Genomic DNA, 12,432 nt, shown 5'->3' with positions numbered 1-12,432 from the left:
GGACACGGGAGGAAGCGCCGGTCCTGTCTGTTGGCGGATCGGACTCACCTCCTCCGGTCGTGGCCGCCGGTGCGGCCGCCGACACCCTAACTCAGAGCGGGCCGGCGGCGTCGAGCGCGGCGGCGATGTCGGCCACCAGGTCCGCGGTGTCCTCCGCGCCGCAGGAGAGCCGGACGAAGCCGGGAGCGGTGTCGTCGCCCCACTGCGCCCGCCGGTCCGCAGTGGTGTGCAGGCCACCGAAGGAGGTCGCCGCCGCCACCAGCCGGGCGGCCTCGACGAATCGGCCCACCCGGTCGGCGTCGCCCAGGTCGAACGAGAGCACCCCCGGGATCCGGCGCATCTGCGCCGAGGCCACCGCGTACGCCGGGTCGTCCGGCCGCCCCGGCCACCGCAGGCCGGTCACGTCCGACCGGCCGGCGAGCAGGTCGACGACCGCGGCGGCGTTCGCGCTCTGCCGCGCCAGCCGCAGGTCGAGAGTGGCCAGTGACCGGTGGGCCAGCCAGGCGTCGAACGCGCCCGGAACCGCCCCGGTGGTGGTCCGCCAGGTCGTCACCGCATCGATCAGCTCGGCGGACCGGCTGGCCAGGTAGCCCAGCAGCAGGTCGGAGTGGCCGGTGAGCGCCTTCGTGCCGGAGGCGACCACCAGGTCGGCACCGAGATCCAGCGGACGCTGTCCGAGCGGGGTGGCAGTGGTGTTGTCCACCGCGAGCAGCGCGCCGGCGGCGTGCGCCCGCTCGGCCAGGGCCGCCACGTCGACCACGTCGAGGCCCGGATTGGCGGGCGTCTCCACCAGCACCAGCCGGACGCCCTCGAACGACGGGTACGGCCCCACGGTCGGCGCGAACAGCACCCGGACGCCGATCCCCTCCAGCACATCGGTGGCGAACGCCCGGACCGGGAAGTATCCGTCGGTGGGGAGCACCACGGTGTCCCCCGGCCGCAGCAGGGTGAGCAGCAGGCCGGTGATGGCCGCCTGACCGGTCGCGAAGACCCGGCAGTCACCGCCCTCCAGCTCGCCCACCGCAGCCTCCAGCAGCCGGCGGGTCGGGTTGTCGGGGCGACCGTAGCCGTTCGGCGACGTGCCCTGACCCGCAAACGGGTCGAGGTGGTACGGCGCGGCGAAGACCGGCCCGGGTAGGAACGGGTCCCCCGGTGCCGGCTCGGGCAGGCCAGCACGTACGCAGCGGGTGCCGTCTCCCCACTCGCTCATCGGGTTCCTCACTCGTACGACTCGGGTTTGGCGGTGCGGCTCATCAGGGTCTCCACGGCGAGGCGCGGGTCCATGCCCTCGTGACAGATCCGTTCGACGTGCTCGGTGATCGGCATCTCCACGCCGTGCGCCCGGGCCAGGTCGCGGATCGCCAGGCAGCTCTTCACGCCCTCGGCGGTCTGCCGGGTGGCGGCCTGGGCCTGCTCCAGCGTCTCGCCCCGGCCCAGATGCTCGCCGAAGGTGCGGTTGCGGGCCAGCGGGGACGAGCAGGACGCGACCAGGTCGCCCATGCCGGCGAGGCCGGCGAAGGTGATCGGGTCCGCGCCGAGCGCCACGCCCAGGCGGGCCGTCTCGGCCAGCCCACGGGTCATCAGCATGGCCCGGGTGTTGTCGCCGAAACCCATCGCGGTGGCGATGCCGTACGACAGGGCGATCACGTTCTTGACCGCCCCGCCCAGCTCACAGCCGATCACGTCGTCGTTGGTGTAGGGGCGCAGGTACGGCGTCCGGATCGACGACTGGACGAGCGTGGCGCGGGCGCTGTTCGTCCCGGCGACCACTGTCGCGGCGGGCTGCTCGGCGGCGATCTCCGGGGCGAGGTTCGGGCCGGAAACGACGACCACCCGGTCCGCGGCGACCCCGGCGGTCTCCACGATGACCTCGCTCATCCGCTTGGTGGTGCCCAGCTCGATGCCCTTCATCAGCGACACCAGGGTGGAATCCGGGTGCAGGTGCCCGGCCCATTCGGCAAGGTTGCCGCGCAGGGTCTGCGACGGCACGGCCAACACCACCACCTCGGCGCCGGTGATCGCCTCGGCGGCGTCGGCGGTGGCGGTGACGCGGGCCGGGAGCAGCAGATCGGGCAGGTACTCCGGATTGCGGCGCTCGGTCCGGATGCTCTCGGCGACCGGCGCCCGGCGGGCCCACACCGTCACGTCCCGCCCCGCGTCCGCGAGGATCTTGGCGAACGCGGTGCCCCAGGAACCGGCACCGAGCACCGCGACGTGACCGCTCATGCTGCGTCGTCCCGCTGCTCGCGGCCGACGGAGGACCGGGCCGGTCGCTCCCACAGTGGCGGCGGGGTACCGCCACGGATCTCGGCGAGCATGTCCCGCAGCCGCAACATGATGGTGTCCGTCATCTCCTCGAGGGTGGCCCGGGTCGGCTGGGCGTCCGCCCACCGGCTCAGGTCGATCGGCTCCCCGGCGGCAACGGTCACCGGGATCCGAGGGCGCAGGCTGACACGGGTCGTCCGCGGGTCGAAGATCCGTTCCGGCCCCCACATCACCACCGGTACGACGGGGGCGCCGGTGGCCAGGGCCAGCCGGGCCGCACCGGTCTTGGCCTTCATCGGCCAGAGCTCCGGCTGTCGCGTGGTGGTGCCCTCAGGGTAGATCACGACCGCGCCGCCCTCGTCGAGCGCGGCGACCAGCGCGTCCAGTGAGCGGACGGCGTCCACGCTGCCCCGCTCGACCGGGATCTGCCGGCACCGGTGCAGGATCCAGCCGACCACCGGCACCCGGAACACGCTGGCCTTGCCCAGGTACTGCGGCCAGCGCCCGGAGTCGTAGATGAAGTGCGCGGACACCAGCGGGTCGGCGTGGGAGATGTGGTTCGCCACGATGATCACGCCGCCGTCGCGGTGGAGATGCTCCTGACCACGCCAGGTACGCCGGGTCCAGACGGTCATCACCGGCTTCACCAGCCCCACGGCGAACCGTTGCCAGAACCCCAGCCTCCGCCGTGCCACTGTGCCTCCTCTTCGCGCCCCGATCCCGCCGCGAAATCCCGCCCGCGACACCCGCAGCGGAAATCATGCCTGCTCGCCCCCGGTACGGCCAGCGAGGGGCCCGTCGTCCGGCTGGCAGGATTGCGGACGTGAGTCAGCCGAGGTGGGCCGTGGTGGTGCCGGTGAAGCGGCTGGCCGTGGCCAAGAGCCGGCTGCGGGGCGCGCTGCCGGGCGTACCGCATGAGGAGTTGGCGCTGGCCCTGGCGGCCGACACGCTCCGCGCGGTGCTGGCCTGCCCGGCGGTCGCCGAGGCCGTGGTGGTGACCGACGACGCCCGGGTGGCGGCGGCGGCGCGGGCCGCCGGCGCGCGGGTGCTGCCGGACGAGCCGGACGCCGGCCTGAACGCCGCGTTCCGGCACGGGGCGGCCAGGGCCGCCACCGGGTGGGTGGCCGGGATCACCGCGGACGTGCCGGCGCTGCGCCCGACCGAGCTGGCCGGCGCGCTGCTCGCGGCGCAGAGCGGCCGACCCGAGGTACGCCGGTTCCTGCCGGACGCACCCGGCGGTGGCACGGTGCTGCTCACCGCCGGGCCGGGCGTGCCGCTGGATCCCCGTTTCGGGGTGGGCTCGGCGGTAGCGCACGCGGCGAGCGGTGCCCTGCCGCTCGACGGCGACTGGCCCAGCCTGCGCCGGGACGTGGACACCGCCGCGGACCTGGCCGCCGCGGCCCGGCTCGGGCTGGGGCCGCGCACTGCCGCACTGGTGGCCGCCGGTCGCCCCGCCCGCGCCGCAGGCTGAGCCGCCCGGTGGGCTGAGCCCGCGCCACGGGGTGAGCCCCCGGGTGTACGGTGCCAGCATGCAGGGCACGGTGGCCAGCTACGACGCGGCGACGCGCAGCGGTGTCCTGCTGCTCGACGACGGCACCGAGATGCGTTTCCCCGCCCGGGCCTTCGACGCCTCCGGGCTGCGGCTTCTCCGGCTCGGCCAGCGGGTTCGCATCGACACCGATCCCGACGGCGAGGTTGTCCGGGTGACATTGCCGACGATGATCTGACCCGGCGAGCCCAAGTTCATTTTGCGTTTACCGTAATCGGGTGATTATGAGCGGGTGAGCACCCCTCGCGAGCAACCGGCCCACCCGCCCGCCACCGACCTTCGCAACGGCTCCCGTACGCGCGGCACCGATGGGCGCTTCCGCCCGTCCCGTGCCGAACGTGCCGGTGCCGCCCGCGCCGACACACTCGCCGACGATCCCGGTGCCGCCTCCTCCGGGCTGGACGAGGTCATCGACCCCGCCCCGAAGATCGCAGCGGACGGCCCGGCCGCCGGTGACGTCCACCAGGTCCTGCCCGACGACCTGCCGACCGGTGCCACACCGGAGGACGACGACGAGCCCTCGGCGGCCCCACCGCTGCCGGAGGACCGGTTCCTCAACCGGGAGCTGTCCTGGCTCGACTTCAACGCCCGGGTGCTCACCCTGGCCGAGGACCAGCGCACCCCGCTGCTGGAGCGGGCCAAGTTCCTGGCCATCTTCGCCAGCAATCTCGACGAGTTCTACATGGTGCGCATCGCCGGGCTGAAGCGGCGGCTCTCCGCCGGCCTGCCGGTGCGCGGCGGGGACCGGTTGCCCCTGCGTACGCAGTTGGAGCTGATCGCCGAGCGGACCGCCGCACTCGGTGCCCGGCACGCCGCCTGCTTCGTCGACGACGTGCTGCCCAAGCTGGCCGACGAGGGCATCCGCATCCTGCGCTGGGGCGAGCTGGGAGACGGCGAACGGGAGCGGCTGCGCACCTATTTCCGGGAGCACATCTTTCCGGTGCTGACCCCGCTCGCGGTGGACCCGGCGCACCCGTTCCCGTACATCTCGGGGCGGTCGCTGAACCTGGCGGTGGCGGTTCGTGACCCGGACGGCGGTTCGGAGCTGTTCGCCCGGGTGAAGGTGCCCAACAACGTCCCCCGCTTCGTCCGGGTGGACCGGGACCAGCCGGGCGTCCGGATGTTGCCGGTGGAGGACCTGATCTCGGTGCACCTGGGGCAGCTGTTCAGTGGCATGCAGGTGGTCGAGTGCCACCTGTTCCGGGTCACCCGCAACGCCGAGGTGGAGGTCGACGAGGACCGCGACGAGGATCTGCTCCAGGCCCTGGAAAGGGAGCTGGCCCGTCGGCGGTTCGGTCCCCCGGTCCGCCTGGAGGTCGCCGCGTCCATCTCCGACCACATGTTGGAGCTGCTCGTCCGCGAGCTGGACATGGACGAGCAGGACGTCCTGCGGGTGCCCGGCCTGCTGGACCTGTCCGCGCTGTGGCAGGTCTACGGCGAGGCGGACCGGCCGGACCTGAAGGACCCGCCGTTCGTGCCGGCCACCCATCCCCGGCTCGCCGAGGGCGAGGTGCCGCGCAGCGTCTTCTCCACCCTGCGCGACGGGGACATCCTGGTGCACCACCCGTACCACTCGTTCGCCACCAGCGTGCAGCGCTTCATCGAGCAGGCCGCCGCCGACCCGAACGTGCTGGCCATCAAGCAGACCCTCTACCGGACCAGCGGCGACTCCCCGATCGTCGACGCGCTCGTCGACGCGGCCGCCGCCGGCAAGCAGGTGGTGGTGCTGGTGGAGGTGAAGGCCCGCTTCGACGAGGTGGCCAACATCGGCTGGGCCCGCACTCTGGAACGCGCCGGCTGCCACGTGGTGTACGGCCTGGTCGGCTTGAAGACGCACTGCAAGACCGCGCTGGTGGTCCGGCAGGAGGGCAACCAGATCCGTCGCTACTGCCACATCGGCACCGGCAACTACCACCCGAAGACGGCCCGACTGTACGAGGACTTCGGCATGCTCACCGCCGACCCGGAGATCGGCGCCGACCTCACCGACCTGTTCAACGTGCTCACCGGGTACAGCCGGCAGACCGCGTACCGGCGGTTGCTGGTTGCCCCGCAGGGCATCCGCAGCGGCCTCATCGAGCGGATCGAGCGGGAGATCTCGCACGTCCGCCTGGGCATGCCCGGCCTGGTCCAGTTCAAGGTCAACTCCCTGGTCGACGAGGGGGTGACCGACGCGCTGTACCGCGCCTCCCAGGCCGGCGTCCACGTCGACCTGCTCATCCGGGGCATGTGCACGCTGCGCCCGGGGGTGCCGGGGTTGTCGGAGAACATCCGGGTCCGCTCGATCCTCGGCCGGTTCCTGGAACACTCCCGGGTCTTCCGGTTCGGCAACAACGGCGAGGCCGAGTTCTGGATGGGTTCGGCCGACCTCATGCACCGCAACCTGGACCGGCGGGTGGAGGCGCTGGTGCAGGTGAGCGACCCGGTCGCCCGCGCCGAGCTGGACCATGTGCTCACCGCCGCGATGAGCCCCGACGTGGACGCGTTCGAGCTGGCCGGCGACGGCACCTGGACCCGGCGTACCGGCGGTGACAACGCCGCCCGGGCCCATCTGCAGGAACTGCTGCTGCGCCGCGTCGGTGGCACGGCCAGCTGACCGCGCAGCGCATAGGCTGAGCTGATGGTCGAGGAGGAGCAGAAGTACGAGGTGGACGACGCCTACGTGCTGCCGGACCTGGCCGGCACGGCCCCGGCCGGCGGTCAGGTCCGGGTGCTGCCACCGGTGACGCTTGTCGCCCGCTACCTCGACACTGTCGACCTGCGGCTGGCCCGGGCCGGTGCTTCCCTGCGCCACCGCCGGGGCGACGAGCTGCCCTGGACGGTGAAACTACCGACCGGGACGCCGGGCGTCCGGCACGAGATTTCCCGTGCCGGGCCGAAGGGGCAGCCGCCTCCGGAGCTGGTGGAGCTGGTCACCGTCCTGCACCGGGGGGCTCCGCTGGCCCCGGTGACAGTGGTGCGGACGGTGCGGCACGCGTACGAGGTGTGTGACCGGGCCGGCACTGTGCTCGCCGAAGTGGTGGACGACCGGGTGACAGTGCTCGACGACGCCGGCAGCACCACCGACACGTTCCGCGAGGTGGAGGTGGAGCTGAAGGCCGGCGACCGGAAGCTGCTCGACCGGGTCGGCGGGGTGCTGCGCGAGGCTGGCGCGCAGGGCGGGTCGTTCACGCCGAAGCACGTACGGGCGCTGGGCGCGACGGCGCAGGCCGATCCGGATCTGGTCGCGCCGGCCGGGCTGACCGCCGAGCCGAGCGCCGGTGACGTGGTGACCGAGTCGCTACGCAAGGAGATCCGCCGGCTGTTGGCGCACGACCCGCTGGTCCGGCTGCGCGCCCCGGCCGCCGGCGGCGACACCGCAGTGCATCAGATGCGGGTGGCCTGCCGACGCCTGCGCAGTGATCTGCGCACCTTCAAACCGTTGCTGCGAAAGACCTGGTCCCGCCCGCTGCGCACCGAGCTGCGCTGGTTGGCCGACGTGCTCGGCGCGGCCCGCGACGCCGAGGTGCTGCGCGCGCGGCTGCGCCGTACCGCCGACGCCGATCCGCTGAGCCCGCTCGACCGGGGCGCGGTGGACCGGCTCGACAAGGTGCTCGCCGAGCGGCAGCGGCAGGCGCTCACCGCGATCGACGAGATGCTGCGCTCCGCGCGCTACCTGGCCCTGGTGGACTCCCTGGTGCTGGCCGCCCGCGCGCCCCGGTTCACCCGCCGGGCGGCAGCGCCCGCCGCGCAGGCGCTACCCGCGCTGGTGGCCCGCCCCTGGCGGCGGTTGAGCGGGCCGGACGGCGTCGGCGGGCTCGACGCACAGTCGCCGGACGACCGTTGGCACGCCGTCCGCAGGGAGGGCAAGCAGGCCCGGTACGCGGTCAACGCGGTGGCCCCGACGGTCGGCAAGGACGCACGGCGGCTGTCCCGCGCACTCGCCCGGGTGCAGGACGTGCTCGGCGAGCACCAGGACGCGGCGGTGGCGGCGGACACCTGGTTGGAGATCGCCGCCGAGCGACCGGACGACCACGAGCTGGCGGTCACCGCCGGGCGGCTGGCCGAGCGGGAACGCCAGTCGGTACGCCGGATGCGGGGTCTCCTCCCGGCTGCCTGGCACCGGGCCACCCGGCGACGGCGCACCAGTTGGCTGCCGTGACGGGCATCCGGGCGGCAGGCGGGGTGGCCTGGCGGCCGACCGACGACGGCGTACGCGTCTGCGTGGTGCACCGCCCCCGTTACGGCGACTGGACGCTGCCGAAGGGCAAGCTGGAGCCGGGCGAGCACGCGCTGGCCGCGGCGGTGCGTGAGGTGGCCGAGGAGGCCGACGTGCGGGGCGTGCCGCAGGTGCGGCTGCCGTCGGTGCGGTACCGCAGCGAGGGGCAGCCCAAGCTGGTCGACTACTGGTCGATGCTCGCGGTGGCCAGTGGCGGCTTCCAACCGGACACCGAGGTGGACGACATCCGCTGGCTCGCGGTGGACGACGCGATCCGGTTGGTCAGCTACCCGCACGACGCCGAGGTGTTGGCGGCGTTCGCCGCGCTGCCGTCGGTGACGGCGACGGTCGCGCTGGTTCGGCACGCGCACGCCGGTAAGCGGGCCACCTGGTCCGGCCCGGACGTCGGACGGCCCCTGGACGCCGAGGGGTGGGCCCAGGCGAGCACGCTGGCCGAGCTGATCGCCCTGATCCGACCGGCCCGGCTGGTGTCGGCGTCGCCGCGACGGTGCGTACAGACACTCGACCCGGCCGCCGCGTTGCTCGACCTGCCGATCGAGGTCTGCGGCGACCTGGACGAACCACAACCGGGCCAGCAGAGCGACGAGCAGATCCTGGCCACCGCCGCCCGACTTCTGGAGCTGGCCGGCACCGGTGGGCAGTCGGCGGTGTGCAGCCAGGGCAAGGTCCTGCCGGGTGCCCTGGAGCGGCTGACCGGCCGCACCGATGAGGACTTCGCCACCCCGAAGGGCGGCGGGTGGCTGCTCGCCTTCGCCGCCGACCGGCTGCTCGCCACCGATCGCCTGTAGGGCCCGCGTTCGACGGGCCCGGCCTGGTCAGCGGGGCGGCAGGGTCACTGTCACCGCGACCGGCAGGTGGTCGCTGGCCGTGCTGTGCGGCGCGACGGGATCGCCGGGGGTCAGGCCGGGCGAGACGAAGATGTGGTCGATCTGCTGGCGCGGGTCGTCCGCCGGGCTGGTCGCCAGTGGTCGGGCGGCGGCCAACGCGTCGACCAGGCCGGCCTTGGTGAACTCCGCGAACGCCTCGTCGCCCGGCTCGGTGTTCAGGTCACCCCCCACCACCAACGGCCGACCGGCCGCGTACCGGGTGGCGAAGTCGGCGACCGCGCGGGCCTGGACCACCGGGCCCTTGCCGGGTGGCGGTTGCAGGTGGGTGCTGACCACTGCGGTACGGACACCGTCGCCGAGGTCCAGCGTGACGGCGAGGGCCTGCGCTCCGGTGGGCGCGCCGACGGCGGCCAGCGGCAGCGTCCGCGGATCGCGTACCGGCCAACGGCTGAGCACCGCGTCACCCCAGACCGGGTCGGCGGCAGGCCCGAAGACGTACGGCATACCGAGCCGGTCTGACAACAGGTCCAGGGTGTCGTGGCCGCCGTTGAGCAGCCACGCCCGGTCGACCTCGCTGAGCAGCACCACGTCGGGCCGTTGCCGGTCGACGACCTGGGCGAGGCCGTTCAGGTCGAACCGGCCGTCCAGCCCGAACCCCATCCGGATGTTGTACGCCACCACCGTCAACCGTTCCGGTGGGCCGTCCCGGTTGCTGGCCACCGGTACCTCGTCGGCGAGCACCGGTGCCAGCAGGGCCAGCGCGGTGACCGCGGCGGCGGCCCGGAGCGGCGGAAACGGCCCGGGAAGCCGGTGGACGACGGGGCGGGCGGTGAACGCCATGGCGGCGATCAGCACGGCCACCACCACTGGCACCGCCGCGTTGGGGTAGCCGAGGTCGTAGGCCGAGTAGTAGCCGACCGCCCCCAGCGCGAAGACGAGCATCCCGGCGGCGACCGCGTACCCCCGCCGGGAGGCGCTGGTGCCACCAGCGGTGCCGGCGCTCGCGGTGTCGATGGCAGGCTGGCTGGTGTCATCGGTCAGCGCGAGGCAGGCGCCGAGGCCGACAGCGGCGAGGAGGATGGCCGGCAGGAGCAGGTCGCCCCGGTCGAGGGCGAACAGCACAGCGCCGCCGAGCAGCGCCACCGGACCGTACGCCCGGCCCCACCCGCTGGGCGGCCGGGTCAACGCGGCGCACAGGAACCCGGCAACCGCCACCGGCACCGGCGCCAGGCCGAACAGCGGAGAACGAGCCACCCCGTCCCCGGCGACCAGGTACGACATCCCGGTTCGGGCCAGCGCCGGAGAGAGCGCCACCATCCCGGCCAGCAGCAGCGCCGGCCCGGCCAGCAGCCAGGCTCGACCACCACCAGGGCCCGCAGTGGCGTCAGCGGGGCCGACAGGGGCGTCAGCGGGGCCAGCGAGGGCGTTACCTGCACCGCCGCGCTGACCGGCTTGCGCCGTGCCGGCCAGGAACACCACCACCGCGACGGCGCTGAGCAGCCAGGCCACCCAGTCACCCCGCCAGACCAGGTCGACGGTGTCCAGCACCGCGTGCACTGCCGCGTTGACCGCGAACCCCAACGCCAGCCCCGGGACCGGGCGGTCGGTGTCGGCGGCGACGCCGACCAGCCAGACCAGCCCGGCGAGCAACCCGGCGGTGGCCAACCAGAGCTGCGTACGCCCGCCGGGAGCGGCGGTGAGCGCGAGCCGGGCGACGGCGAGCGCGACAGCGGCGACGACAGTGACCGGGCGGGCTCCGACTCGGCGGACCACGGCGGGCGCGCCCATCGCGAGCACGAACCAGCCGAGGGCGAACGCCCCCATCAGCTCGGCCGGGGTGGACGCCGCCTGACCGAAGATGGTGATGATGCCGGGCAACCAGACCCGCAGCACGTCGATGAGGAGGAGCACGCCCAGCGCGAGCGTGCCGGTGGTGAGCTGGCGGTAGCGCACCGGCGCCCCATTTCCCGTCGACGGGCCGGCCCAGGGGTGGCCGGCACGGCGATTCTGCGCGAGCCGCGCCAACCCGGTCAACGGCTCCCCGTACGCCGAAAAGCCGTCCGGTACGCCGAAAGGGCGCCCACCCACTGGTAGACGCCCTTGCGGTACGGGTCGGTCAGCGCTTGCTGGCCGCCTTCTTGGCCGGAGCCTTCTTCGCCGGCGCCTTCTTGGCCGCCGTGCTCTTGCTCGCCGCCGCGGTGGTCTTCTTCGCCGCGGTCGACCGGGTCGCGGCGGTGGTCTTCTTCGCCGCGGTGGTCTTCTTGCTGGCGGCCGTCTTGGTCGCCGTGGTGGTCTTGCTCGCCTTGGCCGGGGCGGTCTTCTTGCTGGCGGCCGTCTTGGTCGCCGTGGCGGTCTTGCTCGCCTTGGCCGGGGCGGTCTTCTTGCTGGCCGCCTTCGCCGTGGTCGCCTTGGTGCCCGCCGCCTTGGCGGTGGCCGCCTTGGTGCCGGTCGCCTTCGTGCCCGCCGCCTTGGCCGTGGCGGTGCTGGTGGTGGCCTTCTTCGTCGCCACCGTGGCCTTCGGCACCTTGCCGCTGGCCACCATTTCCTTGAACCCGGCGCCGGGGCGGAAGGTCGGGACTGACGTCTTCTTGACCTTCACCGCCTCGCCGGTACGCGGGTTGCGCGCTGTTCGCGCGCCACGCACACGCTTTTCGAATGCTCCGAATCCGGTGATCGCCACCTTCTCGCCCTTGGTGACCGCCGCCTGGACCTCGGTGAGGACCGCGTCGAGCGCGGCCGTCGCCATCTTCCGGTCCCCCAGGCGAACGGCGAGCGCCTCGATGAGCTCGGCCTTGTTCACGACTTCCTCCCGATTGTGCAACTGACTCGTTGCGAGCCATTCTGCGCGCACGGTATGCCCTGTGCTGTCGGGACACAAACATTCGGTAGAAAAAAGCCCTTGTGTCGTAACGGATTCACCCCCACCGGATGGACCGATGGGGGTGAAATCCGCTGTGCGGGCGGCCTAACGGCTATGCCACGGAGGGCAGGAACGGCAGCCGGCGCGCCTCGTAGGAGTCGATGTCGGCGGCGTGGCGGAGGGTGAGTCCAATGTCGTCGAGGCCCTCCAGGAGCCGCCAACGGCTGAAGTCGTCCAGCGGGAACGACCAGCTCGCGTCCCCGGCCCGGAGCTGGCGGGCGGTCAGGTCGACGGTCACCGCAGTGGTGGGATCCGCCTCGACCAGGTCCCACAACTCTTCGACGGCTTTCAATTCCAACTCGACCGGCAACAGACCTTCCTTGAGGGCGTTGCCGCGGAAGATGTCACCGAAGCGCGGGGCCACCACGGCACGGAAGCCCCAGTCCCGTAGCGCCCAGACGGCATGCTCCCGGGAGGAGCCGGTGCCGAACTCCGGACCGGCGATGAGGATCGACGCCCCGGAATAGTTTTCATCGTTGAGCACGAATGCCGGATCTTCCCGCCAGGCGCTGAACAGCCCGTCGGCGAAGCCCGTCCGGGTCACCCGCTTGAGGTACACGGCGGGGATGATCTGATCGGTGTCCACGTTGGACCGGCGCAGCGGCACGGCGGTGCCGGTGTGGGTGGTGAACTTGTCCATCTCGTCGGTCCC

Annotated in this window: 11 protein-coding genes; 5 read left to right on the top strand and 6 right to left on the bottom strand. The window is 73.2% G+C overall.

Features of this window, described 5'->3' with window-relative positions; genetic code table 11:
• Nucleotides 1–91 precede the first annotated feature (91 nt).
• Genes MED15_RS17405 through MED15_RS17395 form a run of 3 tightly spaced genes read right to left on the bottom strand, consistent with a single transcriptional unit; the run spans nt 92 to nt 2,960 of the window.
• Nucleotides 92–1,210, bottom strand: a complete 1,119-nt coding sequence (locus tag MED15_RS17405) for a cystathionine gamma-lyase (RefSeq protein WP_112736202.1) — start codon at nt 1,208–1,210, stop codon at nt 92–94.
• Between the two features lie 8 nt (nt 1,211–1,218).
• Nucleotides 1,219–2,226: an NAD(P)H-dependent glycerol-3-phosphate dehydrogenase gene (locus MED15_RS17400; protein ID WP_091393100.1), complete on the bottom strand. Its 1,008-nt coding sequence runs from the start codon at nt 2,224–2,226 to the stop codon at nt 1,219–1,221.
• Complete coding sequence (locus MED15_RS17395) at nt 2,223–2,960, bottom strand: lysophospholipid acyltransferase family protein (RefSeq protein WP_112603448.1); 738 nt, start codon at nt 2,958–2,960, stop codon at nt 2,223–2,225. Before MED15_RS17395 ends, MED15_RS17400 begins: the two co-directional genes overlap by 4 nt.
• Nucleotides 2,961–3,088: 128 nt before the next feature.
• Between MED15_RS17395 and cofC the strand changes: the two genes are divergently transcribed.
• Genes cofC through MED15_RS17370 form a run of 5 tightly spaced genes read left to right on the top strand, consistent with a single transcriptional unit; the run spans nt 3,089 to nt 8,821 of the window.
• On the top strand, nt 3,089–3,736 hold the full coding sequence (gene cofC / locus MED15_RS17390; protein ID WP_112582025.1) for a 2-phospho-L-lactate guanylyltransferase: 648 nt from the start codon (nt 3,089–3,091) through the stop codon (nt 3,734–3,736).
• A 58-nt stretch (nt 3,737–3,794) separates the two neighbouring features.
• Entirely contained in the window at nt 3,795–3,992 is a 198-nt protein-coding gene (locus tag MED15_RS17385; protein WP_030335323.1) for a cold-shock protein, read from the top strand.
• A 54-nt stretch (nt 3,993–4,046) separates the two neighbouring features.
• A complete protein-coding gene (locus MED15_RS17380; protein WP_112582027.1) occupies nt 4,047–6,410 on the top strand; it encodes an RNA degradosome polyphosphate kinase in 2,364 nt (787 codons plus the stop codon).
• Nucleotides 6,411–6,434: 24 nt separating this feature from the next.
• Nucleotides 6,435–7,955: a CYTH and CHAD domain-containing protein gene (locus tag MED15_RS17375; RefSeq protein ID WP_112604361.1), complete on the top strand. Its 1,521-nt coding sequence runs from the start codon at nt 6,435–6,437 to the stop codon at nt 7,953–7,955.
• Nucleotides 7,943–8,821: an NUDIX hydrolase gene (locus MED15_RS17370; protein ID WP_112582029.1), complete on the top strand. Its 879-nt coding sequence runs from the start codon at nt 7,943–7,945 to the stop codon at nt 8,819–8,821. Before MED15_RS17375 ends, MED15_RS17370 begins: the two co-directional genes overlap by 13 nt.
• Before the next feature lie 27 nt (nt 8,822–8,848).
• Here the strand turns inward: MED15_RS17370 and MED15_RS17365 are convergent, their stop codons facing one another.
• From MED15_RS17365 to leuD, 3 genes are all read right to left on the bottom strand, one after another.
• A complete protein-coding gene (locus MED15_RS17365) occupies nt 8,849–10,948 on the bottom strand; it encodes an endonuclease/exonuclease/phosphatase family protein (RefSeq protein WP_244220482.1) in 2,100 nt (699 codons plus the stop codon).
• Between the two features lie 28 nt (nt 10,949–10,976).
• Nucleotides 10,977–11,660 (bottom strand): HU family DNA-binding protein, encoded by a 684-nt coding sequence (locus tag MED15_RS17360; RefSeq protein ID WP_181518641.1) that lies wholly within the window; start codon nt 11,658–11,660, stop codon nt 10,977–10,979.
• Between the two features lie 172 nt (nt 11,661–11,832).
• The gene (gene leuD / locus MED15_RS17355; protein WP_091393128.1) at nt 11,833–12,420 is read right to left on the bottom strand and encodes a 3-isopropylmalate dehydratase small subunit; all 588 of its coding nucleotides are present in this window, start codon (nt 12,418–12,420) and stop codon (nt 11,833–11,835) included.
• Nucleotides 12,421–12,432: the final 12 nt, after the last annotated feature.

Source organism: Micromonospora noduli (genome assembly GCF_003264475.1).
Lineage (GTDB): Bacteria > Actinomycetota > Actinomycetes > Mycobacteriales > Micromonosporaceae > Micromonospora > Micromonospora noduli.
This window is presented reverse-complemented; position numbering and strand designations above follow the sequence as displayed.

What these genes read in the sequence shown, in the direction of transcription:
- MED15_RS17405 (WP_112736202.1), bottom strand. Translation starts at nt 1,210, where the DNA reads ATGAGCGAGTGGGGAGACGGCACCCGCTGCGTACGTGCTGGCCTGCCC.
- MED15_RS17400 (WP_091393100.1), bottom strand. Translation starts at nt 2,226, where the DNA reads ATGAGCGGTCACGTCGCGGTGCTCGGTGCCGGTTCCTGGGGCACCGCG.
- MED15_RS17385 (WP_030335323.1), top strand. Translation starts at nt 3,795, where the DNA reads ATGCAGGGCACGGTGGCCAGCTACGACGCGGCGACGCGCAGCGGTGTC.
- MED15_RS17375 (WP_112604361.1), top strand. Translation starts at nt 6,435, where the DNA reads ATGGTCGAGGAGGAGCAGAAGTACGAGGTGGACGACGCCTACGTGCTG.
- leuD (WP_091393128.1), bottom strand. Translation starts at nt 12,420, where the DNA reads ATGGACAAGTTCACCACCCACACCGGCACCGCCGTGCCGCTGCGCCGG.